The sequence below is a fragment of the Paraburkholderia sp. BCC1885 genome (assembly GCF_900996235.1).
Lineage (GTDB): Bacteria > Pseudomonadota > Gammaproteobacteria > Burkholderiales > Burkholderiaceae > Paraburkholderia.
In genome coordinates this window covers 152339-176339 of sequence record NZ_CAAJGM010000044.1, presented here as the reverse complement: position 1 = coordinate 176339, position 24001 = coordinate 152339, and the positions used below count along the sequence as shown (strand labels likewise).

Here is a 24001-nt window from a genome sequence, read left to right as displayed (position 1 = left end):
ACGGGCGCAGCGCGAATGCGTTGGTAAAATTCGTGTCACCGGCTTCACGCTGCTTCTCTCAAATTCATGTCCCGTCCGCTCCAGATCCTCAACGAAGTATTCGGCTATCCCGCGTTTCGAGGTCAGCAGGGCGAAATTGTTGAACACGTCGCCGGCGGCGGAGATTGTCTCGTGCTGATGCCCACCGGCGGCGGCAAGTCGCTGTGTTACCAGATTCCGTCTCTGGTGCGGCGCGAGGCAGGCCTGGGCGCCGGCATTGTGGTCTCGCCCTTGATCGCGCTGATGCAGGATCAGGTCGCGGCGCTCAAGGAAGTCGGCGTGCGGGCGGCTTATCTCAATTCCACGCTCTCGGGCGCCGAAGCCGCTGCAACCGAGCGCGCGTTACGTGAAGGCGAGATCGATCTGTTGTATGTCGCGCCGGAACGGTTGATGACGTCGCGTTTCCAGGAATTGCTGGAGCGCACGCGCATTGGCCTGTTCGCGATCGACGAAGCGCATTGCGTGTCGCAATGGGGGCATGACTTCCGGCCTGAGTACATTCAGCTGTCGGTGCTGCACGAACGCTTTCCGAACGTGCCGCGCATTGCGCTCACGGCAACGGCGGACGCCATCACGCGTGACGAGATCATTCACCGGCTGGCGCTGGACGACGCCCGCGTGTTCGTTTCGAGCTTCGACCGCCCGAACATCCGCTATCGCATCGTCGAAAAGGACAATGCGCGCACCCAGTTGCTCGACTTCATTCGCGCCGAGCATACGCGACCGGACGGCACGACCGACGCCGGCGTGGTGTATTGCCTGTCGCGCCGCAAGGTCGAAGAAACCGCGGAGTGGCTCAAAGAAAAGGGTATGCACGCGCTGCCGTATCACGCTGGTATGGAGTTCGAGATTCGCCAGAAGCATCAGGAGATGTTCCAGCGCGAGGAGGGAGTCGTGATGTGCGCGACGATTGCCTTCGGTATGGGCATCGACAAACCGGACGTGCGCTTCGTCGCCCACCTCGACTTGCCGAAGAGTGTGGAAGGGTATTACCAGGAAACCGGCCGCGCCGGCCGCGACGGCATGCCGGCCAACGCGTGGATGGCGTATGGGCTCGGCGACGTCGTGCAGCAGCGCAAGATGATCGACGAGTCCGACGCCGACGACGCCCACAAACGCGTGCAGACCGGCAAACTCGACGCGCTGCTCGGCCTGTGCGAAGCCGCGACATGTCGCCGCGTGCGTCTGCTCAACTATTTCGGTGAAACGAGCCAGCCGTGCGGCAATTGCGATACCTGCCTCGAACCGCCGGCCACGTGGGACGCCACACGGGAAGCGCAAATGGCGCTGTCCTGCGTGTTCCGCGCGCGGCGTGCGAGCGGATTCCATTTCGGCGCCGGGCACCTGATCGACATTTTGCGCGGCAACCGCAGCGAGAAGATCCTGCAACGCGGGCACGAGAAGCTCACTACCTTCGGCATTGGCGCCGCGCTCGGCGAGCCGGAATGGCGCGCCATCTTTCGCCAGCTCGTGGCGTTCGGCTACCTGACGGTCGACCATGAGGGTTTTGGCTCGCTGGTGCTGACCGAGGCCAGCAAGCCGGTGCTCAAAGGCGAGCAGAACGTGACCATGCGCCGCTACGTGAAGCCGACACGCACGCGGCAGTCGTCGGCCCGCACGAGTGAGCGCGCGGATCCGACCGTCGGCATGGGCCCGCGCGAACGCGCCCGCTGGGACCGGCTGCGCGCCTGGCGCACCGAAACCGCGAAGACCGACGGCGTGCCGGCCTACGTCATCTTCCACGACGCCACGCTGGCGGAGATCGCCCGCAACGGTCCCGGCTCGATCGAGGATTTGCGCGGTATCCCTGGCATGGGTGCGCGAAAACTGGACCGCTTCGGCTGGGAATTGCTGGCAGTCGTGAGCGCCGATTAGCCGCCGCGGAGCCGGTCAGGTCAGCGAATCCACGCAAGCTGTTGACTCCGTTAGTATTTTCGGAATATTATGCTAGGTTCCGGTTCTTGGGATGCCGCTGCGCGGGCCGAATGCTGAGTAGGTGCTGAATAAGCGGCCGAATAAGCGTTGCATGAGGTCGCGTAACACGGTCCATGTCCGGAAGTTCGATGCGCAATCGTTTCTGCTTTGCCCAGAAAGATTTGCGTCGATTTTGTTCAATTTCAGGAATAAACAATGCCAACCATCAATCAACTGGTTCGCAAAGGCCGCGCTTCGGAAACAGTGAAGAGCAAGAGCCCGGCTTTGCAGGACTGCCCCCAGCGTCGCGGCGTGTGCACTCGCGTGTACACCACGACGCCGAAGAAGCCGAATTCGGCACTTCGTAAGGTCGCCAAGGTGCGCCTGACGAACGGCTTCGAAGTTATTTCATACATCGGTGGTGAAGGCCACAACCTGCAGGAACACTCGGTCGTGCTGATTCGCGGCGGTCGTGTGAAGGACTTGCCGGGTGTGCGTTACCACATGGTTCGCGGCTCGCTGGATACCCAGGGCGTCAAGGATCGTAAGCAAGCTCGCTCGAAGTACGGTGCGAAGCGCGCTAAAGCAGGCAAATAAGCTGGCAAGTCATTAGCCGGTCAGTGGTTTCAGGTCGCCTGCAAAGGCGGTATTAGCGGTGGTGCCGGAATCGCCGGTGCTGTCGAGTAAGTGGTCACCCGACCGGGCTGGTAAGTCGTTAGGGATGAATCGGGTTAGTTGGTGACCGCGGGGCTCAACATAGCTCCAACTGAAAAAGTTAAAGGAAGAAACATGCCGCGTCGTCGCGAAGTCCCCAAGCGGGAAGTGTTGCCGGATCCGAAGTTCGGTAACGTAGATGTAGCCAAGTTCATGAACGTGCTGATGCTCTCCGGCAAGAAGTCGGTTGCCGAGCGTATCGTGTACGGCGCTTTTGAACAGATCCAGACCAAGGGTGGCAAGGACCCGCTGGAAGTGTTCACGGTAGCGCTCAACAACGTGAAGCCGGTGGTCGAAGTGAAGAGCCGTCGCGTTGGTGGTGCGAACTATCAGGTTCCGGTCGAAGTGCGTCCGTCGCGTCGTATGGCATTGGCGATGCGTTGGTTGCGTGAAGCTGCGAAAAAGCGCAGCGAGAAGTCGATGGCCCTGCGTCTGGCAGGTGAACTCTCCGAAGCGGCCGAAGGCCGTGGCGGCGCGATGAAGAAGCGCGACGAAGTTCACCGGATGGCAGAAGCCAACAAGGCGTTCTCGCACTTCCGTTTCTAAGCTCCCCGACCCCGGGTTAGCAGAAGAAATCGGCAAGAAATTCCGGGCGGGTGCGCTTATAAGGCGCCTCGCCCGTTTGTGTTACAGCGCGATGGGTCTTTCTCGCATCGCGTTATCCCCATAGAGGATCAAAGTGGCTCGCAAGACACCTATCGAGCGCTACCGCAACATCGGTATTAGCGCTCACATCGACGCCGGCAAAACGACGACGACCGAGCGCATTCTGTTCTACACCGGCGTGAACCATAAAATTGGTGAAGTTCACGACGGCGCTGCCACCATGGACTGGATGGAGCAGGAGCAGGAACGCGGCATTACCATCACGTCGGCTGCTACCACGGCCTTCTGGAAGGGCATGGCCGGCGACCGCGCTGAGCACCGCATCAACATCATCGACACCCCGGGCCACGTCGACTTCACGATTGAAGTCGAGCGCTCGATGCGCGTGCTCGACGGCGCATGCATGGTTTACTGCGCAGTGGGCGGCGTGCAGCCGCAGTCGGAAACCGTGTGGCGCCAGGCTAACAAGTACAAGGTCCCCCGTCTCGCGTTCATCAACAAGATGGACCGTACCGGCGCGAATTTCTTCAAGGTCTACGACCAGCTCAAGCTGCGTCTGAAGGCCAACCCGGTTCCGGTCGTGGTGCCTATCGGCGCTGAAGAAACGTTCACGGGCGTGGTCGATCTGCTGAAGATGAAGGCGATCATTTGGGACGACGCGTCCCAGGGCACCAAGTTCTCGTACGAAGAAATCCCGGCTGAGCTCGTCGACTCGTGCAACGAATGGCGCGAAAAGATGGTCGAAGCAGCGGCTGAATCGAGCGAAGAGCTGATGAACAAGTACCTCGAAGAAGGCGAACTGACGGAAGAAGAAATCGTCAAGGGCCTGCGCGACCGTACGATCGCTTGCGAAATCCAGCCGATGCTGTGCGGCACCGCGTTCAAGAACAAGGGCGTGCAACGGATGCTGGACGCCGTGCTCGATTTCCTGCCGTCGCCGATCGACATCCCGCCGGTTACCGGCGAGCTGGAAAACGGTGAAAAGGGCGAGCGTCGCGCAGCCGACGACGAAAAGTTCTCGGCACTGGCATTCAAGATCATGACCGACCCGTTCGTCGGCCAGCTGATCTTCTTCCGCGTGTACTCGGGTGTGGTGAATTCGGGCGACACGGTGCTGAACGCGACCAAGGACAAGAAGGAACGTCTGGGTCGTATTCTGCAGATGCACGCCAACCAGCGCGAAGAAATCAAGGAAGTGCGCGCCGGCGACATCGCTGCTGCAGTCGGCCTGAAAGACGCCACGACTGGCGACACGCTGTGCGATCCGCAAAGCCCGATCGTGCTCGAGCGCATGATTTTCCCGGAACCGGTGATTTCGCAGGCTGTTGAGCCGAAGACGAAGCCCGACCAGGAAAAGATGGGTCTGGCGCTGAACCGCCTGGCTCAGGAAGATCCGTCGTTCCGCGTGCAAACGGACGAAGAATCGGGTCAAACTATTATTTCGGGCATGGGCGAGCTCCACCTCGAAATTCTGGTTGACCGGATGAAGCGTGAGTTCGGCGTCGAAGCAACGGTTGGCAAGCCGCAGGTGGCTTACCGCGAAACGATTCGCGGCAAGGCGGAAGATGTCGACGGCAAGTTCGTCAAGCAGTCGGGTGGTCGCGGCCAGTACGGTCACGCGGTCATCACGCTGGAGCCGAACGAGCAAGGCAAGGGCTACGAGTTCCTGGACGAAATCAAGGGCGGTGTGATTCCGCGTGAATACATCCCGGCAGTCGACAAGGGTATCCAGGAAACGCTGAAGGCTGGCGTGCTGGCAGGCTTCCCGGTCGTTGACGTGAAGGTTCACCTGACGTTCGGTTCGTACCACGATGTTGACTCGAACGAAAACGCGTTCCGCATGGCCGGTTCGATGGCGTTCAAGGAAGCAATGCGCAAGGCAAGCCCGGTCATCCTCGAACCGATGATGGCTGTGGAAGTCGAAACGCCGGAAGACTACATGGGCAACGTGATGGGCGATCTGTCGGGCCGTCGCGGTATTGTTCAGGGCATGGAAGACATGATTGGCGGCGGCAAGATCGTTCGCGCCGAAGTGCCGCTGTCGGAAATGTTCGGCTACTCGACGTCGCTGCGCTCGCTGAGCCAAGGTCGTGCAACGTACACGATGGAGTTCAAGCATTACTCGGAAGCACCGCGCAACGTGTCGGAAGCGATCATCAACGCGAAGTCGAAGTAAGCGCGCGGCAAGTCATTCAACGATTAACTTTTTGAAAGAAGAGAAACATGGCTAAAGGTAAATTCGAACGGACCAAGCCGCACGTGAACGTCGGCACGATCGGTCACGTTGACCACGGCAAGACCACGCTGACGGCAGCGATCACGACGGTGCTGACCGCGAAGTTCGGCGGCGAAGCAAAGGCGTATGACCAGATCGACGCGGCGCCGGAAGAAAAGGCGCGCGGCATCACGATCAACACGGCACACGTCGAGTACGAAACGGCAAACCGCCACTACGCCCACGTCGACTGCCCGGGCCACGCTGACTATGTGAAGAACATGATCACGGGCGCCGCGCAGATGGACGGCGCAATCCTGGTGTGCTCGGCCGCTGACGGCCCGATGCCGCAAACGCGTGAGCACATCCTGCTGGCGCGTCAGGTTGGCGTTCCGTACATCATCGTGTTCCTGAACAAGTGCGACATGGTGGACGACGCCGAGCTGCTGGAACTCGTCGAGATGGAAGTTCGCGAACTTCTGTCGAAGTACGACTTCCCGGGCGACGACACGCCGATCATCAAGGGTTCGGCCAAGCTGGCGCTGGAAGGCGACAAGGGCGAGCTGGGCGAAGTGGCGATCATGAACCTGGCCGACGCGCTGGACACGTACATCCCGACGCCGGAGCGCGCAGTGGACGGTGCGTTCCTGATGCCGGTGGAAGACGTGTTCTCGATCTCGGGTCGTGGCACGGTGGTGACGGGTCGCGTCGAGCGCGGCGTGGTGAAGGTCGGCGAAGAAATCGAAATCGTGGGTATCAAGCCGACGGTGAAGACGACCTGCACGGGCGTGGAAATGTTCCGCAAGCTGCTGGACCAGGGTCAGGCGGGCGACAACGTGGGTATCCTGCTGCGCGGCACGAAGCGTGAAGACGTGGAGCGTGGCCAGGTGCTGGCGAAGCCGGGTTCGATCAACCCGCACACGCACTTCACGGCCGAAGTGTACGTGCTGAGCAAGGACGAAGGCGGCCGTCACACGCCGTTCTTCAACAACTACCGTCCGCAGTTCTACTTCCGCACGACGGACGTGACGGGCTCGATCGAGCTGCCGAAGGACAAGGAAATGGTCATGCCGGGCGACAACGTGTCGATCACGGTGAAGCTGATCAACCCGATCGCGATGGAAGAAGGTCTGCGCTTCGCCATCCGTGAAGGTGGCCGTACCGTCGGCGCGGGTGTCGTCGCCAAGATTCTCGAGTAAAATCGAGGGTTCGCGGTTGCAGTAATTTGCAGTAAAGGTGCCCGGGGCCGGGCGCCTGCCCTCCGCAGGTGTCCGGTCCTACGTTCTTTTTATATTTGGCGATGCAATATCGCCTCGCTCTTTCCAAGGAATTGTCATGCAGAACCAGAAAATCCGCATTCGCCTGAAGGCTTTCGACTATCGTCTGATCGATCAATCGGCAGCTGAAATCGTTGATACGGCAAAGCGGACTGGCGCAATCGTTCGTGGTCCGGTGCCCCTGCCGACCCGCATTCAGCGTTTCGACATCCTGCGTTCGCCGCACGTCAACAAGACGTCGCGCGACCAGCTCGAAATCCGCACGCACCAGCGCCTGATGGACATCGTCGACCCGACGGACAAGACCGTCGACGCACTGATGAAGCTCGATCTGCCGGCTGGCGTGGACGTGGAAATCAAGCTGCAATAAGGCTCTCAGGCGGTGTCCGGCTCGCCAGACACCGCTAAGTCATTGATTGCTTGCGGAAAACGAAAAGCCTCGCTATAATGCAAGGCTTTTCGCGCATTTGCGCAAAAAAGTCGGTGTGCTTCAGTTTGAAAAACGCCGGCATTTTGTAAATTAGCCCCGACCAATCGCAGTCGGGAATGGAGAAAACGATGAGCCTTGGACTCGTAGGTCGCAAGGTTGGCATGACCCGTATCTTCACGGCTGAAGGGGATTCGATTCCCGTTACCGTGCTGGACGTGTCCGACAACCGCGTGACGCAGATCAAGACTGTTGAAACCGACGGCTACACCGCCGTGCAGGTTGCATTCGGTACGCGCCGTGCATCGCGTGTGACGAAGCCGTTGGCCGGTCATCTCGCCAAAGCCGGTGTTCAAGCCGGTGAAATCCTCAAAGAATTCCAGATCGATGCCGCCAAGGCCGCCGAGTTGTCGAACGGCACCGTGGTTGGTCCCGAACTGTTCGAAGTGGGCCAGAAGGTCGACGTGCAAGGCGTGTCGATCGGTAAGGGCTACGCCGGTACCATCAAGCGTTACAACTTCGCATCCGGCCGTGCATCGCACGGTAACTCGCGCTCGCACAACGTGCCGGGTTCGATCGGTATGGCGCAGGATCCGGGTCGTGTGTTCCCGGGTAAGCGCATGACCGGTCACATGGGTGACGATACGGTAACCGTGCAAAACCTCGAAATCGCTCGTATCGACGCCGACCGCAAGCTGTTGCTGGTCAAGGGTGCCGTGCCGGGTGCTAAGGGCGGCAAGGTTTTCGTGACGCCGGCCGTGAAGACGCGCGCCGTGAAAGGAGCGAAATAATGGAACTTAAGCTCCTGAATGCCAATGGTCAGGAAGGCGCAGCTGTGAGCGCGTCGGACGTCGTGTTCGGCCGTGATTACAACGAAGCCCTGATTCACCAGGTTGTGGTGGCCTACCAGGCTAACGCCCGTAGCGGTAACCGCGCGCAGAAGGATCGTGAGCAAGTCAAGCACACGACCAAGAAGCCGTGGCGTCAAAAGGGTACGGGTCGCGCCCGTGCCGGTATGTCGTCGAGCCCGTTGTGGCGCGGCGGTGGCCGTATCTTCCCGAATTCGCCGGAAGAAAACTTTTCGCACAAGGTTAACAAGAAGATGCATCGCGCAGGTCTCTGCTCGATCTTCTCGCAGCTGGCTCGCGAAGGCCGCATCTCGGTGGTGGATGAGCTGACGCTCGAAGCGCCGAAGACGAAGCTGCTGGCCGAAAAATTCAAGGCGATGGGTCTCGAATCCGTGCTGGTGATTACCGACACGGTTGACGAAAACCTGTACCTCGCGTCGCGCAACCTCGCCCATGTGGCAGTTGTCGAGCCGCGTTACGCCGACCCGCTGTCGCTGATCTACTTCAAGAAGATCCTGATCACGAAGGCTGCGGTCGCCCAGATCGAGGAGTTGCTGTCATGAGCGAGATTCGCAAGAACGATCATCGTTTGATGCAGGTCCTGCTCGCGCCGGTGATCTCCGAAAAGGCGACGCTGGTGGCCGACAAGAACGAGCAAGTCGTGTTCGAAGTCGCGCCCGATGCCACGAAGCAGGAAGTGAAGGCCGCTGTTGAGCTGATGTTCAAGGTGGAAGTCGATTCCGTCAACGTGCTGGTCTCGAAGGGCAAAGCCAAGCGCTTTGGCCGCTTCATGGGCAAGCGCAAGGACGTGAAGAAGGCCTACGTCTGCCTGAAGCCGGGTCAGGAAATCAACTTTGAAGCGGAGGCCAAGTAATCATGGCAATCGTTAAAGTTAAGCCGACTTCGCCGGGTCGCCGTGCGATGGTCAAGGTGGTCAACAAGGATCTGCATAAGGGTAAGCCGTACGCACCGCTGCTCGACTCGCAATCCTCGACCGCCGGCCGTAACAACAACGGCCACATCACCACGCGCCACAAGGGCGGTGGTCATAAGCATCACTACCGTGTCGTCGATTTCCGTCGCAACAAGGACGGCATTCCGGCAAAGGTCGAACGTCTTGAGTACGATCCGAACCGTAGCGCGAACATCGCGCTGGTTCTGTACGCAGACGGCGAGCGCAAGTACATCATCGCTCCGAAGGGTGTGACGGTTGGCCAGCAGCTGATGTCGGGTTCGGAAGCTCCGATCCGCGCAGGCAACACGCTGCCGATCCGCAACATTCCGGTCGGTACGACGATTCACTGCATCGAAATGCTGCCGGGCAAGGGCGCGCAAATGGCGCGTTCGGCTGGCACGTCGGCGATGCTGCTGGCTCGTGAAGGTACCTACGCACAGGTCCGCCTGCGCTCGGGTGAAATCCGCCGCGTTCACGTTGAATGCCGCGCGACGATTGGTGAAGTTGGCAACGAAGAGCACAGCCTCCGTCAAATCGGTAAGGCTGGCGCAAACCGCTGGCGCGGTATCCGCCCGACGGTGCGTGGCGTTGCAATGAACCCGGTCGATCACCCGCACGGCGGTGGTGAAGGCAAGACGGCTGCAGGTCGCGACCCGGTGAGCCCGTGGGGCACGCCTACGAAGGGTTATCGTACCCGCAGCAACAAGCGCACGACGAGCATGATCGTCCAGCGCCGTCACAAGCGTTAAGGAGTAGGCAATGGCACGTTCTGTAAAAAAAGGTCCGTTCTGCGACGCCCATTTGCTGAAGAAAGTTGAGGCGGCTGCAGCTTCGCGGGATAAGAAGCCGATCAAAACCTGGTCGCGCCGTTCGACGATTCTGCCGGATTTCATCGGTCTGACGATTGCCGTGCATAACGGCCGTCAACACGTTCCGGTGTATATCTCGGAAAACATGGTCGGCCACAAGCTTGGCGAGTTCGCATTGACCCGGACGTTCAAGGGTCACGCGGCCGACAAGAAGGCTAAGAAATAAGGGGCTCATGATGGAAGTGAAAGCAATTCATCGCGGTGCCCGCATCTCGGCGCAGAAAACGCGCCTTGTGGCTGACCAGATCCGCGGTTTGCCGGTCGACAAGGCGCTGAACGTTCTGACGTTCTCGCCGAAGAAGGCTGCGGGAATCGTGAAAAAGGTCGTGCTGTCGGCGATCGCGAATGCGGAGCACAACGAAGGCGCCGATATCGATGAGCTCAAGATCACGAGCATCTACATCGACAAGGCTGCCTCGCTCAAGCGTTTTACCGCGCGCGCTAAAGGCCGTGGTAACCGCATCGAGAAGCAATCCTGTCACATCACTGTGACGGTCGGGAATTAAGGGGTCATACGATGGGACAGAAAATTCATCCGACTGGCTTCCGTTTGGCCGTCAGCCGCAATTGGGCGTCGCGTTGGTACGCGAACAACAACAATTTCGCGGCGATGTTGCAGGAAGACATCGGTGTGCGTGAATACCTGAAGAAGAAGCTGAAAAACGCTTCGGTTGGCCGCGTCGTTATCGAGCGTCCGGCGAAGAACGCGCGCATCACGATTTATAGCTCGCGTCCGGGTGTGGTCATCGGCAAGAAGGGCGAGGATATCGAACTGTTGAAGTCGGAACTCCAGAAGCGTATGGGCGTTCCGGTTCACGTCAACATCGAAGAAATCCGCAAGCCGGAAACCGATGCGCAACTGATCGCCGATTCGATCACGCAACAGCTCGAGCGCCGGATTATGTTCCGCCGCGCGATGAAGCGTGCGATGCAAAACGCCATGCGTCTGGGTGCTCAAGGCATCAAGATCATGAGCGCAGGCCGTCTGAACGGCATCGAAATCGCCCGTACGGAGTGGTATCGCGAAGGTCGCGTGCCCCTTCACACGCTGCGTGCCGACATCGACTACGCAACTTCGGAAGCGAAGACGACATACGGCATCATCGGCGTGAAGGTGTGGGTCTACAAGGGCGATACGCTCGGCCGCAACGACGCACCGGTGGTTGAAGAAGTCGCCGAAGAAAAGCGTCCGCGCCGTAACGCACGCCCGGGTGGCGATCGCCGTCCGCGTCGCGATGGTGAAGGTGGTGGTCCGGCGGGTGCACGCCGTGGCGCCCCGCGTCGTGCAGGCGGTGCTGGTGGCGCCGGCGGCGACGGCAAGACTGGAGAATAACGATGCTGCAACCGAAACGCAGAAAGTATCGCAAAGAGCAGAAGGGTCGTAACACCGGTATCGCTACCCGCGGCAACGCGGTGTCGTTCGGTGAATACGGTCTGAAGGCTATCGGTCGTGGTCGTCTGACCGCGCGCCAGATTGAAGCGGCGCGTCGTGCAATGACCCGTCACATCAAGCGTGGTGGCCGTATCTGGATCCGCATTTTCCCGGACAAGCCGATCTCGCATAAGCCGGCTGAAGTACGTATGGGTAACGGTAAAGGTAACCCTGAGTACTACGTCGCAGAGATTCAACCGGGCAAGATGCTGTACGAAATGGACGGCGTAACCGAAGAGTTGGCACGCGAAGCGTTCCGTCTGGCTGCAGCGAAGCTGCCGCTCAAGACGACCGTTATCGTTCGCCAGCTCGGCGCCTAAGGAGCAAATGATGAAGGCTTCCGAACTTCACCAGAAAGATCAGGCCGCGCTCAACAAGGAGCTGTCGGACCTGTTGAAGGCGCAATTCGGCCTGCGCATGCAACTCGCGACCCAGCAGCTCACGAACACGAGCCAGCTGAAGAAGGTCCGTCGCGACATCGCACGTGTGCGGACCGTCCTGACTGAGAAGGCGAACCAGAAATGAACGATAGCGTAAAAACCTCGCTCAAGCGGACGCTGGTCGGCAAGGTCGTCAGCAACAAGATGGACAAGACGGTCACCGTGCTGGTTGAGCACCGCGTGAAGCACCCGATCTACGGCAAGTACGTTGTGCGTTCGAAGAAGTATCACGCGCACGACGATGCGAACACGTACAACGAGGGCGACCTCGTTGAAATCCAGGAAACGCGTCCGATTTCGAAGACGAAAGCTTGGGTTGTGGCTCGCCTGGTTGAGGCTGCTCGCGTCATCTGACGCCGCAAGTTGTAGAAGTAGTTGAAATCGCAGTAAGTTTCGCTTGCAAGACCGAGATTATTTGTTATAATCTCGGTCTTCCCTCTTTGTGGGAGCCCCGTCGCGGGCGAAGTTGGTGGGGGAAGCGGTTCGGGCGCCAGCCTGTTCCGAAGGATTCACCGGATTGCGATGGCGGGTTTCGTTTGCCGTCGCTGCTGTTCTAACCCAAGCAGCCGATTGGCTGACGGGACCAAGACTGACCGGGTACGCCATGGTGGTGTGACCGGATTAAGTTGGGAATGATAAACCATGATCCAGACCGAAACTCGGCTTGAAGTGGCCGACAACACGGGTGCACGTGAAGTCATGTGCATCAAGGTGCTCGGCGGCTCGAAGCGTCGTTATGCCAGCATTGGCGACATCATCAAGGTGACCGTCAAAGAAGCAACGCCGCGCGGGCGCGTGAAGAAAGGCGAAATTTATAACGCCGTGGTGGTTCGCACCGCCAAGGGCGTTCGTCGTCAGGACGGCTCGCTGATCAAGTTCGATGGCAACGCCGCTGTGTTGTTGAATGCCAAGCTCGAACCTATTGGCACCCGTATTTTCGGGCCTGTCACGCGCGAGTTGCGTAGCGAACGATTCATGAAGATCGTTTCGCTGGCACCGGAAGTGCTGTAAGGAGTCGCGATGAACAAGATTCGCAAAGGTGACGAAGTTATCGTCATCACCGGCAAAGATAAAGGCAAGCGCGGCGTCGTGCTGTCCGTTGGCGAAGATAAGGTTGTTGTCGAGGGTATCAACCTCGTCAAGAAACACGTCAAGCCGAACCCGATGAAGGGTACGACGGGTGGTGTTGAAGCCAAGACGATGCCGCTGCAAATTTCGAACGTCGCATTGGTCGACGCGAATGGCAAGGCGTCGCGTGTAGGCATCAAGGTCGAGGGAGACAAGAAAGTCCGTTTCCTCAAGACGACCGGTGCCGAGCTGAGCGCCTGACGCTGCGGAGTAAAAAAATGGCTCGTTTGCAAGAGTTTTACAAAGAAAAGGTTGTACCCGGCCTCATCGAGAAGTTCGGTTACAAGTCCGTGATGGAAGTGCCGCGCATCACCAAGATCACCCTGAATATGGGCCTTGGCGAAGCGGTTGCTGACAAGAAGATCATCGAAAACGCCGTTGGCGACCTGACGAAGATCGCAGGCCAGAAGCCGGTGATCACGAAGGCACGCAAGGCAATCGCTGGCTTCAAGATCCGTCAGGGCTATCCGATCGGTGCAATGGTCACGTTGCGTGGTCAGGCAATGTACGAATTTCTGGACCGTTTCGTGACGGTTGCGCTCCCCCGTGTGCGCGACTTCCGTGGCGTGTCGGGTCGTGCGTTCGATGGTCGCGGCAACTACAACATCGGTGTGAAAGAGCAGATCATTTTCCCCGAAATCGACTACGACAAGATCGACGCACTGCGTGGGCTGAACATCAGCATCACGACAACTGCGAAGACCGACGACGAAGCAAAGGCTCTGCTCGCCAGCTTCAAGTTCCCGTTCAGAAACTGAGGTTACCGTGGCTAAACTGGCACTGATCGAACGTGAAAAGAAGCGTGCTCGCCTCGCTGCTAAGTACGCTCCCAAGCGTAACGAGTTGAAGGCGATCATTGGCGATATGAGCAAGTCGGACGAAGAGCATTACGCAGCCCGTCTCGAACTGCAACAACTGCCGCGCAACTCTAATCCGACCCGTAAGCGCAACCGTTGCGCAATTACCGGTCGCCCGCGCGGCACGTTCCGTAAATTCGGGCTGGCGCGTAACAAGATTCGCGAAATCGCGTTCCGCGGTGAGATCCCTGGCCTGACCAAGGCGAGCTGGTAATAGGAGAAACGTAAATGAGCATGAGTGATCCTATCGCCGATATGCTGACTCGCATCCGCAATGCGCAGATGGTTGAGAAGGTTTCGGTGCAAATGCCCTCGTCGAAAGTGAAGGTTGCGATCGCGCAGGTCCTGAAGGACGAAGGCTATATCGACGATTTCGCAGTGAAGGCTGAAGGTGCGAAGTCGGAATTGAACATCGTGTTGAAGTACTACGCCGGCCGTCCGGTCATCGAGCGCATTGAACGCGTCTCGAAGCCTGGTCTGCGTGTGTACCGCGGCCGTAACGACATCCCTGTGGTCATGAATGGCCTCGGCGTGGCAATCGTGTCGACGCCGAAGGGCGTGATGACGGACCGCAAGGCGCGCGCAACGGGCGTTGGCGGCGAAGTCATCTGCTACGTCGCTTAAGGCCGAAAGGAGAGAAACATGTCTCGAGTAGGTAAAAGCCCGATCGCGCTGCAAGGCGCAGAAGTGGCCCTGAGCGACGAACGCATCACCGTCAAGGGTCCGCTGGGCACGATTACGCAAGCTGCAAACCGCCTCGTGAAAGTGGTGAACGACAACGGCACGCTGAAGTTCGAGCCGGTTGACGAAAGCCGCGAAGCGAACGCGATGTCGGGCACGATGCGCGCACTCGTTGCGAACATGGTGAACGGCGTGACGAAGGGTTTCGAGCGCAAGCTGACGCTGGTTGGCGTCGGTTACCGCGCACAGGCGCAAGGCGACAAGCTGAACCTGTCGCTGGGTTTCTCGCACCCCGTGGTGCACCAGATGCCGGAAGGCGTCAAGGCTGAAACCCCGACGCAAACCGAAATCGTGATCAAGGGGATCAATAAGCAACAAGTTGGCCAGGTCGCTGCAGAAGTGCGCGGCTATCGCCCGCCGGAGCCCTACAAGGGCAAGGGTGTGCGTTACGCCAATGAGGTTGTGATCCTCAAAGAAACGAAGAAGAAGTAAGGGTGCGCAATCATGGATAAGACTCAATCTCGCCTGCGCCGCGCTCGTCAGACGCGTATCAAGATCGCTGAGCTGCAGGTCGCGCGTCTCGCCGTGCATCGCACGAACACGCACATCTATGCGCAAGTGTTCTCGCCGTGCGGCACCAAGGTGCTCGCCAGCGCGTCGACGCTCGAAGCCGAAGTGCGTGCGCAACTGGCTGATCAGACCGGCAAGGGCGGCAACGTTGCTGCGGCTACGCTGATCGGTAAGCGCATTGCAGAAAAGGCTAAGGCTGCCGGCATCGAATCCGTCGCCTTCGACCGTTCGGGTTTCCGTTACCACGGCCGCGTGAAAGCGCTGGCTGATGCGGCGCGCGAAGCCGGACTCAAGTTCTAAGGGAAGAATTCGTCATGGCAAAGATGCAAGCGAAAGTTCAGGCTGACGAACGCGACGACGGCCTGCGCGAAAAGATGATTTCGGTCAACCGCGTGACCAAGGTTGTGAAGGGCGGCCGGATTCTCGGTTTTGCCGCACTGACCGTGGTTGGCGACGGCGATGGCCGCATCGGCATGGGCAAGGGCAAAGCGAAGGAAGTTCCGGTTGCTGTTCAGAAGGCAATGGAACAAGCTCGCCGCAACATGTTCAAGGTGCCGCTCAAGAACGGCACGTTGCAACACGAAGTGCACGGTAAGCACGGCGCATCCGCAGTCCTCCTCGCTCCGGCGAAGGATGGTACCGGCGTGATCGCTGGCGGCCCGATGCGCGCTGTGTTCGACGTGATGGGCGTGCAGAATGTGGTGGCCAAGAGCCACGGTTCGACGAACCCGTACAACCTCGTTCGTGCAACGCTCGACGGCCTGCGCAAGCAGTCCACGCCGGGCGACATCGCGGCGAAGCGTGGCAAGTCCGTCGAAGAAATTCTGGGCTAAAGGTGGACACCATGTCTGATAAAACTGTCAAGGTTCAGCTCGTCAAGAGCCTGATCGGGACCCGCGAAACGCACCGCGCTACGGTGCGTGGCCTCGGTCTGCGTCGACTCAACTCGGTTAGCGAGTTGCAGGACACGCCGGCTGTGCGTGGCATGATCAACAAGGTTTCGTACCTCGTTAAGGTCATCAGCTAAGCGGCTGACCCGGACTCAAGGAGTTGATAATGGAATTGAATAACCTGAAGCCGGCCGAAGGCTCGAAGCACGCAAAGCGTCGCGTGGGTCGTGGTATCGGTTCGGGCCTCGGCAAGACGGCTGGCCGTGGTCACAAGGGTCAGAAGTCGCGTTCGGGCGGCTTCCACAAGGTTGGCTTCGAAGGCGGTCAAATGCCGCTGCAACGTCGCCTGCCGAAGCGGGGCTTCACCTCGCTGACGAAGGAATTCGTCGGTGAAGTGCGTCTGTCGGATCTGGAAAAGCTGCCGGTCGACGAGATCGATCTGCTGGCTCTGAAGCAAGCCGGCCTGGTCGGTGAGCTGATCAAGAGCGCCAAGATCATCGCGACGGGCGAGCTGAAGCGCAAGATCGTTGTGAAGGGTCTGGGTGCGACGAAGGGTGCGCGCGCTGCGATTGAAGCAGCTGGCGGCTCCTTTGCCGAGTAACGTGCAAGTCGTTTGCCGTCACTAGCATTTGCATCGGAGAAGCTACTTGGCTAACAGCCCGAGTCTCGCAAAACCCGGTCGAAGCGCGGCGAAGTTTGGCGATCTGCGTCGGCGAGCAGTGTTCCTGCTGCTGGCGCTGGTCGTCTACCGTATCGGCGCGCATATTCCGGTTCCGGGTATTGATCCGGACCAGCTGGCAAAGCTGTTCCAAAGCCAGTCGGGTGGCATCCTTGGCATGTTCAACATGTTCTCGGGTGGCGCACTTTCGCGGTTCACGATTTTCGCGCTTGGGATCATGCCGTACATTTCGGCGTCGATCATCATGCAGTTGCTGGCGATCGTCTCGCCGCAAATGGAAGCGCTGAAAAAAGAAGGGCAGGCGGGTCAACGGAAGATTACGCAGTACACGCGTGTCTTTACGGTCCTGCTGGCGACGTTCCAGGCGTTCGGCATTGCCGTCGCGCTTGAGAACCAGCAAGGCCTCGTGATCGATCCGGGTATGGTGTTCCGGCTGACAACGGTCGTAACGCTGGTGACCGGCACGATGTTCCTGATGTGGCTGGGTGAGCAGATCACGGAGCGCGGGCTTGGCAACGGCATCTCGATCATTATTTTCGGCGGGATTGCAGCGGGTTTCCCGAATGCAATTGGCGGTCTGTTCGAACTGGTGCGAACCGGCTCGATGGGTCCGGTCTCGGCGATTATCGTGGTTGCACTGATTGCTGCTGTGACGTATCTGGTGGTGTTCATCGAACGCGGCCAGCGCAAGATCCTCGTGAACTATGCGAAGCGGCAAGTCGGTAACAAGATTTACGGCGGGCAGTCGTCACATCTGCCGCTGAAGCTGAACATGTCGGGCGTGATTCCGCCGATCTTCGCATCGTCGATCATTCTCTTCCCGGCAACTATCCTGAACTGGTTCAGTTCGGGGTCGCGTAACAGCTGGTTCGCAGACACACTGCACAACGTGGCTGAGGCCCTCAAGCCTGGTCAACCGGTGTATGTGTTGTTGTACGCGTTGGCGATCGTCTTCTTCTGCTTCTTCTACACCGCACTGGTGTTCAACAGCAGGGAAACGGCCGACAACCTGAAGAAGAGCGGCGCTTTCGTCCCGGGTATCCGTCCGGGCGATCAGACGGCTCGATATATCGACCGCATCCTCACGCGTCTGACGCTGGCTGGTGCGATCTACATCGTGTTCGTGTGTCTGCTGCCCGAATTTCTGGTGCTGCGCTGGAACGTACCGTTTTATTTTGGTGGAACGTCGCTGCTGATCATTGTCGTCGTCACAATGGATTTCATGGCGCAGGTGCAGTCGTACGTTATGTCGCAACAGTATGAATCGCTGCTGAAGAAAGCCAATTTCAAAGGCGGCGGCGTCCCGATGCGTTGAAAGGACTTATGGCCAAAGACGATGTGATCCAGATGCAGGGTGAAGTCATCGAAAACCTGCCTAATGCTACCTTCAGGGTGAAGCTGGAAAACGGCCATGTCGTATTGGGACACATATCCGGCAAGATGCGGATGCACTACATCCGAATCCTGCCGGGCGACAAGGTGACGGTTGAATTAACGCCTTACGATCTGTCGCGTGCGCGGATCGTGTTCCGGGCGAAGTGATTTGAAAAAAGGGTAATATCATGAAAGTGATGGCATCGGTTAAGCGCATTTGCCGCAATTGCAAGATCATCAAGCGCAAAGGCGTTGTGCGCGTGATTTGCAGCTCTGATCCGCGCCACAAACAGCGTCAAGGCTGAACGCCGCGCTTTTGCTTGCGCTTTTTGTTTGAGGAAAAACAATGGCTCGTATCGCAGGGGTTAACATCCCGAATCACCAGCATACCGAAATTGGCCTGACGGCGATTTACGGTATTGGCCGCACGCGCTCGCGCGACATTTGCGTCGCTGCTGGTGTGGCATTTTCGAAGAAGGTCAAGGACCTGAACGACGCAGACCTCGAAAAGCTGCGTGAAGAAGTCGGCAAGTTCATCGTTGAAGGCGATCTTCGCCGTGAAACGACGATGAACATCAAGCGCCTGATGGATCTCGGCTGCTATCGTGGCGTGCGTCACCGTAAGGGCTTGCCCCTGCGTGGCCAACGCACGCGTACGAATGCCCGTACGCGCAAGGGTCCGCGTCGTGCAGCGCAATCGCTGAAGAAGTAAGCGGAACTGACAGTTACAGGAAAACGTAATGGCTAAGGCTTCGAACAACTCCGCGGCGCAACGCGTTCGCAAGAAGGTCAAGAAGAACGTCGCCGAGGGCGTGGTTCACGTTCACGCGTCGTTCAACAACACCATCATCACGATCACCGATCGTCAAGGCAATGCACTCGCCTGGGCAACGTCGGGTGGTCAGGGCTTCAAGGGTTCGCGCAAATCGACCCCGTTTGCAGCTCAGGTGGCAGCCGAATCGGCTGGCCGCGTGGCGATGGAATACGGCGTGAAGAACCTCGAAGTGCGGATCAAGGGCCCCGGTCCTGGCCGTGAGTCCGCGGTGCGCGCGCTGCATGGTCTTGGCATCAAGATCACCGCGATCTCCGACGTGACGCCGGTACCGCACAACGGCTGCCGTCCGCCGAAGCGTCGTCGTATCTAAGACGCGTGTTTCGCTAGCGCCTGTTGCCGCCGGGTCATGTGCCGGCGACAGCGGGCTGCTTGCGTTATTGAATTGACTAAGCCCACCGTTCGACCCAAAGGGCTCGGACTAGCGTGAACGCGAGTTCGCGTGATCAATCATTGAAGGAATCAACGTGGCACGTTATATCGGCCCTAAGGCCAAGCTGTCCCGCCGTGAAGGCACTGACCTCTTCCTGAAGAGCGCCCGTCGTTCGCTGGCTGACAAGTGCAAGCTTGACAGCAAGCCCGGCCAACATGGCCGCACCTCGGGCGCCCGTACGTCCGACTACGGCACGCAGCTGCGCGAAAAGCAAAAAGTGAAGCGCATCTACGGCGTTCTCGAGCGCCAGTTCCGCCGTTACTTTGCTGAAGCCGACCGCCTCAAGGGCAACACGGGTGAAAACCTGCTGCAATTGCTCGAGTCGCGTCTCGACAACGTCGTGTATCGCATGGGCTTCGGCTCGACGCGCGCTGAAGCGCGTCAGCTCGTGAGCCACAAGGCGATCACGGTGAACGGCGTGGTGTCGAACATTCCGTCGATGCAGATCAAGGCGGGTGATGTCGTCGCCGTGCGCGAGCAGTCGAAGAAGCAGGCGCGTATCGTCGAAGCGCTGTCGCTGGCTGAACAAGGTGGTCTGGCAAGCTGGGTCGCTGTCGATTCGAAGAAGTTCGAAGGCACGTTCAAGAGCAAGCCGGAACGCAGCGATATCGCTGGCGATATCAACGAAAGCCTGATCGTCGAATTGTATTCGCGGTAATCGGATTGACGGCCGGGGCACCCTGATTGCGATGCGCAAGGGGGCGCCTCGGCTGTTTATTTTCAGGTTGTTACCGGTCAGCCTTATCGGTGTAACGAGCCGAGGGTATTGAAAAGGAAAACCTATGCAAACCAGTTTGTTGAAGCCCAAGATCATCGCGGTTGAATCGCTTGGCGAGAGCCATGCGAAAGTGGTCATGGAACCGTTTGAACGCGGTTACGGCCACACCTTGGGTAACGCGCTTCGGCGCGTGCTGCTGTCGTCGATGATCGGCTACGCGCCGACCGAAGTGACGATTGCAGGCGTCGTTCATGAGTATTCGACGCTCGACGGTGTGCAAGAGGACGTAGTCAACCTGTTGTTGAACCTGAAGGGCGTGGTCTTCAAGCTGCATAACCGTGACGAAGTGACGGTTACGCTGCGCAAGGAAGGCGAAGGCGTTGTCACCGCTGGCGACATCGAACTCGCGCACGATTGCGAAGTGATCAATCCGGATCACGTGATTGCGCATCTGTCGAAGGGCGGCAAGCTCGACGTGCAGATCAAGGTCGAAAAGGGCCGCGGTTACGTGCCGGGTAACGTGCGTCGCTATGGCGAAGAGTCGGCCAAGATCATCGGCCGTATCGTGCTGGACGCGTCGTTCTCGCCGGTTCGCCGGGTGAGCTATGCCGTGGAAAGCGCGCGTGTCGAACAGCGTACCGACCTCGACAAGCTCGTCATGAACATCGAAACCAACGGTGTGATTTCGCCGGAAGAAGCGATCCGTCAATCGGCGCGCATTCTGGTCGATCAGTTGTCGGTGTTCGCTGCACTGGAAGGCACGGAAGCTACGGCTGAAGCGCCGTCGCGTGCGCCGCAGATCGATCCGATCCTGCTGCGTCCGGTGGATGATCTCGAACTTACGGTTCGTTCCGCGAACTGCCTGAAGGCCGAGAACATTTACTACATCGGCGACCTGATCCAGCGCACGGAAAACGAACTGCTGAAGACGCCGAATCTGGGCCGCAAGTCGTTGAACGAAATCAAGGAAGTACTGGCGTCGCGTGGCTTGACGCTCGGCATGAAGCTCGAAAACTGGCCGCCGGCTGGTCTGGACAAGTAATCGAGGCTGCATCCGGGACGAAAGTCACCGTTGCAATACTGGCACGGGCGCGGATTTTCCTTTAAAATCCGCGTCTTGCCTTTTTTAAACTACCGGCCCGTGCACTCGCAGCCCTTCGGGTTTGCCGAGCGCGATAGAAGAGCTGGACCAAAACTTTGAATCGAAGGAATTAACATGCGTCACCGTCATGGTCTGCGGAAACTGAACCGCACGAGCAGCCACCGTCTGGCAATGCTCCGTAACATGTCCAACTCGCTGATCGAGCACGAAGTCATCAAGACGACGCTGCCGAAGGCGAAGGAACTCCGTAAAGTCGTCGAGCCGCTGATCACGCTCGGCAAGAAGCCGTCGCTGGCAAATCGTCGTCTGGCGTTCAACCGCCTGCGCGATCGTGACTCGGTCTCGAAGCTGTTCGACGTGCTGGGCCCGCGCTTCGCAAACCGTCCGGGTGGCTATCTGCGCATCCTGAAGTTCGGTTTCCGCGTTGGCGACAATGCACCGATGGCACTGGTCGAATTGATGGACCGTCCGGAAGTTGAAGAAACGGAAGTGCAAGAAGCTGAATAAGCTCCCTGCATAGGCGAAAAGGCCAGGCAAATGCCTGGCCTTTTTGTTTCTGGTGACACAAAACAGCACTACAGTTGGCGGCGGATTGACCATCAGCGGCTGATTAACCGCGGTGATACGATAGCGGCAACCCTGTTCTATCCTGCCGGAGCGGTTTGTGAGTGCGAATGTGACGTTGATGATGACGACCGTGCCCGACCTGGACACAGCACACAAGCTCGCGGCACAGGTACTGGAAGCGCGCCTTGCCGCCTGTGTCAGCCAGCAAGGCGCCGTGCACTCCACGTATCACTGGCAGGGCAAGCTCGAATCGGCGCAAGAGATTCAGATGCTGTTCAAAACCAGCCTCGCGCGGGCGCTTGAGCTCGAGCAGTTCATCCAGAAGCACCACCCATACGACACCCCCGAAATCCTCTGCTGGCAGGTCACCGCGTCCGCGGCATACGGCCAGTGGGTTAATGCTGAAACACAACGCCCCCTTCATGTTTAACGCTCTGCACCGACGGGGGCGCGACACGTTGCGCGCGGCCGTCCTGTTCATCTCCTGCCTGCTGGTCGTCGTGATGTCCGCCGGCGTCGCGCGCGCCGACGCGGACTTTCTCGATCCGACGGTCGCCTTCAGGTTCAGCGCCACGGAGCAGCCTGGTGAAGTCGTCGTTCACTACAAGATTGCGGACGGCTATTACATGTATCGGGAGCGTTTCTCGTTCGCGACGCGCAACGGCACCGTGACCATCGGTGACGCGCAATTGCCGCCGGGCCACATCAAGTTCGATCAGACATTCGGCAAGAACGTCGAGACTTATCGCAACGAATTGACCATCCACGTCCCGGTGAAACAGGCGGCGGGTCCGTTCGATCTGGCGGTGACCTCGCAGGGTTGCGCGGACGCGGGCATCTGCTATCCGCCCATGGAACGCGTCTACCACGTGGAGGGCGCCGCGCTGCATCCCGCGAGTGCGAGTCCCACGCCGGCCACCGTTGCTGCGACCGCCGCGACCACGGCCGCAGCCGTGCCGAGCACGCCAAACACCGTCGCCGACACATCTTCCTGGTACGAACGCACCACCAGCGCCGACTACGCCCAGTCGCTCCTGCAAGGCGGCAGCTTCCTCGCGATCGTCGGGGTGTTCTTTGTCGTCGGCGCCGTGCTGAGCCTGCTGCCGTGTTCGTATCCGATGATCCCGATTCTGTCGGCCATCATCATCGGCGAAGGGGCGCGAGTGACGCGCGGGCGTGGTTTTTCGTTATCGCTGGCGTATGTGATCGGCATGGCGCTGGTGTACACGGTGCTGGGCATCGCGGCGGCGCTGGTCGGGCAAAGTCTCGGTGCGTGGCTGCAGAATCCGTGGGTGCTCGGGGCATTCGGCGTGCTGCTGGCCGTGTTTGCCGTGACGCTGATCGCCGGCTACGACATCGCCTTGCCGCAGCGCTGGCAAGACGGGGCTTCGCGCGCATCGCAAGGGCGCTCCGGAGGCAAATTCGCGGCCGTGGCGGCGATGGGCGCGCTATCGGCGTTGGTGGTCGGCGCGTGCATGACGGCGCCGCTGTTCGCCGTTCTGGCCTTTATCGCGCACACCGGCAATGCGGTCCTTGGCGGGGCGGCGCTGTTTTCGATGGGCATCGGTCTCGGCGTGCCGCTCCTGATCATCGGGCTTGGCGCCGGCACCTTCCTGCCGCGTGCGGGTGCGTGGATGGATGGCGTGAAGGTCTTCTTCGGTGTGGTGCTGCTCGCTGCCGCGCTGTGGATCGTCTGGCCGGTGCTTGGCGCCGTCGCGCAGATGCTGCTGAGCGCGCTATGGCTGCTGGTCGCGGCCGCGGCCCTCGGCCTGTTTTCGCCGCCTGCGGGCGCCAGTTCGGTATGGCGCCGGCTCGGCCGTGGGCTGGGTGTCGCGCTGACCATCTGGGCGGCGGTACTGCTAGTGGGTCTGGCGGCCGGCTCGTCGGATCCGCTCAAGCCGCTCGCGGTACTGGCCTCACGTGGCGGCGCCGGTGGCGTCGCCAATCTCGCGGGGGCGTCTGCGGATGCATCCGGCGCCAGCCCGGCTGACAGCCTCACGTTTGCCCCGGTGCGCTCGTCCGGGCAGCTCGATCAGGCTGTGAAAACGGCCGCCCAGCCGGCCATGCTGGACTTCTATGCCGACTGGTGTGTGAGTTGCAAGGAAATGGAGAAATTCACCTTCAGCGACCCGCGCGTGCACGCGAGGCTGCAGCAACTCAACCTGTTGCGCGCGGATATCACGGCCAACAACCCCGATGATCAGGCACTGCTGAAGCGGTTCAAGCTGTTTGGGCCGCCGGGCATCATCTTCTTCGATCACAGCGGCGCCGAGGTTCTGCGCGTGGTGGGTTACGAGTCGGCGGATACTTTCCTGCATAGTCTCGACCGGCTTTCGACACCGTCTCAATCGTAAGCGGGGCGGACGCCTCGCGCGGTGTCCACGGCAAGCGGCGGGCGGCAGGCGGCGCGCGAGAATCGCACGATTCGCGGCAA

36 protein-coding genes are annotated in these 24001 nt (G+C 59.5%); all 36 read left to right on the top strand.

The window, feature by feature from the left end; all coding sequences use genetic code 11:
* Positions 1-66 precede the first annotated feature (66 nt).
* The 36 genes from recQ to dsbD all read left to right on the top strand — a co-directional run bounded on the left by recQ (position 67) and on the right by dsbD (position 23921).
* Entirely contained in the window at positions 67-1914 is a 1848-nt protein-coding gene (recQ, locus tag FQ755_RS04145) for a DNA helicase RecQ (RefSeq protein ID WP_144151216.1), read from the top strand.
* A gap of 255 nt (positions 1915-2169) precedes the next feature.
* On the top strand, positions 2170-2550 hold the full coding sequence (gene rpsL / locus FQ755_RS04135; RefSeq protein WP_035935550.1) for a 30S ribosomal protein S12: 381 nt from the start codon (positions 2170-2172) through the stop codon (positions 2548-2550).
* A 192-nt stretch (positions 2551-2742) separates the two neighbouring features.
* Positions 2743-3213: a 30S ribosomal protein S7 gene (gene rpsG, locus FQ755_RS04130; protein WP_006053291.1), complete on the top strand. Its 471-nt coding sequence runs from the start codon at positions 2743-2745 to the stop codon at positions 3211-3213.
* Between the two features lie 133 nt (positions 3214-3346).
* A complete protein-coding gene (gene fusA / locus FQ755_RS04125; RefSeq protein WP_144151212.1) occupies positions 3347-5449 on the top strand; it encodes an elongation factor G in 2103 nt (700 codons plus the stop codon).
* Positions 5450-5496: 47 nt separating this feature from the next.
* Positions 5497-6687 (top strand): elongation factor Tu, encoded by a 1191-nt coding sequence (tuf, locus tag FQ755_RS04120; RefSeq protein WP_074262708.1) that lies wholly within the window; start codon positions 5497-5499, stop codon positions 6685-6687.
* A 136-nt stretch (positions 6688-6823) separates the two neighbouring features.
* Entirely contained in the window at positions 6824-7135 is a 312-nt protein-coding gene (gene rpsJ / locus FQ755_RS04115) for a 30S ribosomal protein S10 (RefSeq protein WP_006998489.1), read from the top strand.
* Between the two features lie 188 nt (positions 7136-7323).
* Complete coding sequence (gene rplC, locus FQ755_RS04110) at positions 7324-7983, top strand: 50S ribosomal protein L3 (protein ID WP_074301417.1); 660 nt, start codon at positions 7324-7326, stop codon at positions 7981-7983.
* Positions 7983-8603, top strand: coding sequence for a 50S ribosomal protein L4 (gene rplD / locus FQ755_RS04105; protein ID WP_074262706.1), 621 nt, complete (start codon positions 7983-7985; stop codon positions 8601-8603). The genes rplC and rplD overlap by 1 nt, the downstream gene beginning before the upstream one ends.
* Positions 8600-8914 (top strand): 50S ribosomal protein L23, encoded by a 315-nt coding sequence (gene rplW, locus FQ755_RS04100; RefSeq protein ID WP_074262705.1) that lies wholly within the window; start codon positions 8600-8602, stop codon positions 8912-8914. The genes rplD and rplW overlap by 4 nt, the downstream gene beginning before the upstream one ends.
* A gap of 2 nt (positions 8915-8916) precedes the next feature.
* Positions 8917-9744: a 50S ribosomal protein L2 gene (gene rplB / locus FQ755_RS04095; RefSeq protein ID WP_074301418.1), complete on the top strand. Its 828-nt coding sequence runs from the start codon at positions 8917-8919 to the stop codon at positions 9742-9744.
* A 10-nt stretch (positions 9745-9754) separates the two neighbouring features.
* Positions 9755-10030, top strand: a complete 276-nt coding sequence (rpsS, locus tag FQ755_RS04090; protein WP_004199273.1) for a 30S ribosomal protein S19 — start codon at positions 9755-9757, stop codon at positions 10028-10030.
* A gap of 7 nt (positions 10031-10037) precedes the next feature.
* Positions 10038-10370: a 50S ribosomal protein L22 gene (gene rplV / locus FQ755_RS04085; protein ID WP_007180133.1), complete on the top strand. Its 333-nt coding sequence runs from the start codon at positions 10038-10040 to the stop codon at positions 10368-10370.
* 11 nt (positions 10371-10381) lie between these two features.
* A complete protein-coding gene (gene rpsC / locus FQ755_RS04080; protein WP_144151210.1) occupies positions 10382-11197 on the top strand; it encodes a 30S ribosomal protein S3 in 816 nt (271 codons plus the stop codon).
* Between the two features lie 2 nt (positions 11198-11199).
* Positions 11200-11616, top strand: coding sequence for a 50S ribosomal protein L16 (gene rplP / locus FQ755_RS04075; RefSeq protein WP_074262702.1), 417 nt, complete (start codon positions 11200-11202; stop codon positions 11614-11616).
* A gap of 10 nt (positions 11617-11626) precedes the next feature.
* Positions 11627-11821: a 50S ribosomal protein L29 gene (gene rpmC, locus FQ755_RS04070; protein WP_007180130.1), complete on the top strand. Its 195-nt coding sequence runs from the start codon at positions 11627-11629 to the stop codon at positions 11819-11821.
* Positions 11818-12090 carry a 30S ribosomal protein S17 gene (gene rpsQ / locus FQ755_RS04065; RefSeq protein WP_007180129.1) on the top strand — a complete coding sequence of 91 codons (273 nt, stop codon included), beginning with the start codon at positions 11818-11820 and terminating at the stop codon, positions 12088-12090. The genes rpmC and rpsQ overlap by 4 nt, the downstream gene beginning before the upstream one ends.
* Positions 12091-12378: 288 nt before the next feature.
* Positions 12379-12747, top strand: coding sequence for a 50S ribosomal protein L14 (rplN, locus tag FQ755_RS04060; protein WP_006052212.1), 369 nt, complete (start codon positions 12379-12381; stop codon positions 12745-12747).
* 9 nt (positions 12748-12756) lie between these two features.
* On the top strand, positions 12757-13065 hold the full coding sequence (gene rplX, locus FQ755_RS04055; RefSeq protein ID WP_144151208.1) for a 50S ribosomal protein L24: 309 nt from the start codon (positions 12757-12759) through the stop codon (positions 13063-13065).
* Positions 13066-13082: 17 nt separating this feature from the next.
* Positions 13083-13622: a 50S ribosomal protein L5 gene (rplE, locus tag FQ755_RS04050; RefSeq protein ID WP_006052214.1), complete on the top strand. Its 540-nt coding sequence runs from the start codon at positions 13083-13085 to the stop codon at positions 13620-13622.
* A gap of 7 nt (positions 13623-13629) precedes the next feature.
* Complete coding sequence (gene rpsN, locus FQ755_RS04045; protein ID WP_074262700.1) at positions 13630-13935, top strand: 30S ribosomal protein S14; 306 nt, start codon at positions 13630-13632, stop codon at positions 13933-13935.
* Between the two features lie 14 nt (positions 13936-13949).
* Complete coding sequence (gene rpsH / locus FQ755_RS04040; protein WP_144151205.1) at positions 13950-14345, top strand: 30S ribosomal protein S8; 396 nt, start codon at positions 13950-13952, stop codon at positions 14343-14345.
* Between the two features lie 18 nt (positions 14346-14363).
* A complete protein-coding gene (rplF, locus tag FQ755_RS04035) occupies positions 14364-14894 on the top strand; it encodes a 50S ribosomal protein L6 (protein WP_090695789.1) in 531 nt (176 codons plus the stop codon).
* A 12-nt stretch (positions 14895-14906) separates the two neighbouring features.
* Positions 14907-15272 (top strand): 50S ribosomal protein L18, encoded by a 366-nt coding sequence (rplR, locus tag FQ755_RS04030; protein ID WP_006052218.1) that lies wholly within the window; start codon positions 14907-14909, stop codon positions 15270-15272.
* Between the two features lie 14 nt (positions 15273-15286).
* Positions 15287-15805, top strand: a complete 519-nt coding sequence (rpsE, locus tag FQ755_RS04025) for a 30S ribosomal protein S5 (RefSeq protein WP_074262697.1) — start codon at positions 15287-15289, stop codon at positions 15803-15805.
* An 11-nt stretch (positions 15806-15816) separates the two neighbouring features.
* Entirely contained in the window at positions 15817-15999 is a 183-nt protein-coding gene (rpmD, locus tag FQ755_RS04020; protein WP_007180126.1) for a 50S ribosomal protein L30, read from the top strand.
* 29 nt (positions 16000-16028) lie between these two features.
* The gene (rplO, locus tag FQ755_RS04015) at positions 16029-16463 is read left to right on the top strand and encodes a 50S ribosomal protein L15 (protein ID WP_074301421.1); all 435 of its coding nucleotides are present in this window, start codon (positions 16029-16031) and stop codon (positions 16461-16463) included.
* 46 nt (positions 16464-16509) lie between these two features.
* Positions 16510-17856 (top strand): preprotein translocase subunit SecY, encoded by a 1347-nt coding sequence (secY, locus tag FQ755_RS04010; RefSeq protein WP_144151203.1) that lies wholly within the window; start codon positions 16510-16512, stop codon positions 17854-17856.
* A gap of 8 nt (positions 17857-17864) precedes the next feature.
* Positions 17865-18083, top strand: coding sequence for a translation initiation factor IF-1 (gene infA, locus FQ755_RS04005; RefSeq protein ID WP_004521905.1), 219 nt, complete (start codon positions 17865-17867; stop codon positions 18081-18083).
* Between the two features lie 20 nt (positions 18084-18103).
* A complete protein-coding gene (rpmJ, locus tag FQ755_RS04000) occupies positions 18104-18220 on the top strand; it encodes a 50S ribosomal protein L36 (protein ID WP_004199844.1) in 117 nt (38 codons plus the stop codon).
* Between the two features lie 41 nt (positions 18221-18261).
* Positions 18262-18627 (top strand): 30S ribosomal protein S13, encoded by a 366-nt coding sequence (gene rpsM / locus FQ755_RS03995; RefSeq protein WP_006052223.1) that lies wholly within the window; start codon positions 18262-18264, stop codon positions 18625-18627.
* Between the two features lie 28 nt (positions 18628-18655).
* On the top strand, positions 18656-19060 hold the full coding sequence (rpsK, locus tag FQ755_RS03990; protein WP_006052224.1) for a 30S ribosomal protein S11: 405 nt from the start codon (positions 18656-18658) through the stop codon (positions 19058-19060).
* A 154-nt stretch (positions 19061-19214) separates the two neighbouring features.
* The gene (gene rpsD / locus FQ755_RS03985) at positions 19215-19838 is read left to right on the top strand and encodes a 30S ribosomal protein S4 (RefSeq protein ID WP_074301423.1); all 624 of its coding nucleotides are present in this window, start codon (positions 19215-19217) and stop codon (positions 19836-19838) included.
* 124 nt (positions 19839-19962) lie between these two features.
* Positions 19963-20940 carry a DNA-directed RNA polymerase subunit alpha gene (locus tag FQ755_RS03980; RefSeq protein ID WP_006052226.1) on the top strand — a complete coding sequence of 326 codons (978 nt, stop codon included), beginning with the start codon at positions 19963-19965 and terminating at the stop codon, positions 20938-20940.
* A 174-nt stretch (positions 20941-21114) separates the two neighbouring features.
* The gene (gene rplQ / locus FQ755_RS03975; protein WP_117338015.1) at positions 21115-21507 is read left to right on the top strand and encodes a 50S ribosomal protein L17; all 393 of its coding nucleotides are present in this window, start codon (positions 21115-21117) and stop codon (positions 21505-21507) included.
* A gap of 178 nt (positions 21508-21685) precedes the next feature.
* Positions 21686-21997: a divalent-cation tolerance protein CutA gene (gene cutA / locus FQ755_RS03970; protein ID WP_144151237.1), complete on the top strand. Its 312-nt coding sequence runs from the start codon at positions 21686-21688 to the stop codon at positions 21995-21997.
* Positions 21990-23921 carry a protein-disulfide reductase DsbD gene (gene dsbD, locus FQ755_RS03965; RefSeq protein ID WP_144151201.1) on the top strand — a complete coding sequence of 644 codons (1932 nt, stop codon included), beginning with the start codon at positions 21990-21992 and terminating at the stop codon, positions 23919-23921. The genes cutA and dsbD overlap by 8 nt, the downstream gene beginning before the upstream one ends.
* The last annotated feature ends 80 nt before the right edge of the window (positions 23922-24001 follow it).

Bases quoted from the DNA above. Each gene is read 5' to 3' on its own strand.
- recQ (WP_144151216.1), top strand. From the start codon at position 67: ATGTCCCGTCCGCTCCAGATCCTCAACGAAGTATTCGGCTATCCCGCG.
- rpsL (WP_035935550.1), top strand. From the start codon at position 2,170: ATGCCAACCATCAATCAACTGGTTCGCAAAGGCCGCGCTTCGGAAACA.
- rpsG (WP_006053291.1), top strand. From the start codon at position 2,743: ATGCCGCGTCGTCGCGAAGTCCCCAAGCGGGAAGTGTTGCCGGATCCG.
- tuf (WP_074262708.1), top strand. From the start codon at position 5,497: ATGGCTAAAGGTAAATTCGAACGGACCAAGCCGCACGTGAACGTCGGC.
- rpsJ (WP_006998489.1), top strand. From the start codon at position 6,824: ATGCAGAACCAGAAAATCCGCATTCGCCTGAAGGCTTTCGACTATCGT.
- rplC (WP_074301417.1), top strand. From the start codon at position 7,324: ATGAGCCTTGGACTCGTAGGTCGCAAGGTTGGCATGACCCGTATCTTC.
- rplD (WP_074262706.1), top strand. From the start codon at position 7,983: ATGGAACTTAAGCTCCTGAATGCCAATGGTCAGGAAGGCGCAGCTGTG.
- rplW (WP_074262705.1), top strand. From the start codon at position 8,600: ATGAGCGAGATTCGCAAGAACGATCATCGTTTGATGCAGGTCCTGCTC.
- rplB (WP_074301418.1), top strand. From the start codon at position 8,917: ATGGCAATCGTTAAAGTTAAGCCGACTTCGCCGGGTCGCCGTGCGATG.
- rpsS (WP_004199273.1), top strand. From the start codon at position 9,755: ATGGCACGTTCTGTAAAAAAAGGTCCGTTCTGCGACGCCCATTTGCTG.
- rplV (WP_007180133.1), top strand. From the start codon at position 10,038: ATGATGGAAGTGAAAGCAATTCATCGCGGTGCCCGCATCTCGGCGCAG.
- rpsC (WP_144151210.1), top strand. From the start codon at position 10,382: ATGGGACAGAAAATTCATCCGACTGGCTTCCGTTTGGCCGTCAGCCGC.
- rplP (WP_074262702.1), top strand. From the start codon at position 11,200: ATGCTGCAACCGAAACGCAGAAAGTATCGCAAAGAGCAGAAGGGTCGT.
- rpmC (WP_007180130.1), top strand. From the start codon at position 11,627: ATGAAGGCTTCCGAACTTCACCAGAAAGATCAGGCCGCGCTCAACAAG.
- rpsQ (WP_007180129.1), top strand. From the start codon at position 11,818: ATGAACGATAGCGTAAAAACCTCGCTCAAGCGGACGCTGGTCGGCAAG.
- rplN (WP_006052212.1), top strand. From the start codon at position 12,379: ATGATCCAGACCGAAACTCGGCTTGAAGTGGCCGACAACACGGGTGCA.
- rplX (WP_144151208.1), top strand. From the start codon at position 12,757: ATGAACAAGATTCGCAAAGGTGACGAAGTTATCGTCATCACCGGCAAA.
- rplE (WP_006052214.1), top strand. From the start codon at position 13,083: ATGGCTCGTTTGCAAGAGTTTTACAAAGAAAAGGTTGTACCCGGCCTC.
- rpsH (WP_144151205.1), top strand. From the start codon at position 13,950: ATGAGCATGAGTGATCCTATCGCCGATATGCTGACTCGCATCCGCAAT.
- rplF (WP_090695789.1), top strand. From the start codon at position 14,364: ATGTCTCGAGTAGGTAAAAGCCCGATCGCGCTGCAAGGCGCAGAAGTG.
- rplR (WP_006052218.1), top strand. From the start codon at position 14,907: ATGGATAAGACTCAATCTCGCCTGCGCCGCGCTCGTCAGACGCGTATC.
- rpsE (WP_074262697.1), top strand. From the start codon at position 15,287: ATGGCAAAGATGCAAGCGAAAGTTCAGGCTGACGAACGCGACGACGGC.
- rpmD (WP_007180126.1), top strand. From the start codon at position 15,817: ATGTCTGATAAAACTGTCAAGGTTCAGCTCGTCAAGAGCCTGATCGGG.
- rplO (WP_074301421.1), top strand. From the start codon at position 16,029: ATGGAATTGAATAACCTGAAGCCGGCCGAAGGCTCGAAGCACGCAAAG.
- infA (WP_004521905.1), top strand. From the start codon at position 17,865: ATGGCCAAAGACGATGTGATCCAGATGCAGGGTGAAGTCATCGAAAAC.
- rpmJ (WP_004199844.1), top strand. From the start codon at position 18,104: ATGAAAGTGATGGCATCGGTTAAGCGCATTTGCCGCAATTGCAAGATC.
- rpsM (WP_006052223.1), top strand. From the start codon at position 18,262: ATGGCTCGTATCGCAGGGGTTAACATCCCGAATCACCAGCATACCGAA.
- rpsK (WP_006052224.1), top strand. From the start codon at position 18,656: ATGGCTAAGGCTTCGAACAACTCCGCGGCGCAACGCGTTCGCAAGAAG.
- FQ755_RS03980 (WP_006052226.1), top strand. From the start codon at position 19,963: ATGCAAACCAGTTTGTTGAAGCCCAAGATCATCGCGGTTGAATCGCTT.
- rplQ (WP_117338015.1), top strand. From the start codon at position 21,115: ATGCGTCACCGTCATGGTCTGCGGAAACTGAACCGCACGAGCAGCCAC.
- cutA (WP_144151237.1), top strand. From the start codon at position 21,686: ATGATGACGACCGTGCCCGACCTGGACACAGCACACAAGCTCGCGGCA.
- dsbD (WP_144151201.1), top strand. From the start codon at position 21,990: ATGTTTAACGCTCTGCACCGACGGGGGCGCGACACGTTGCGCGCGGCC.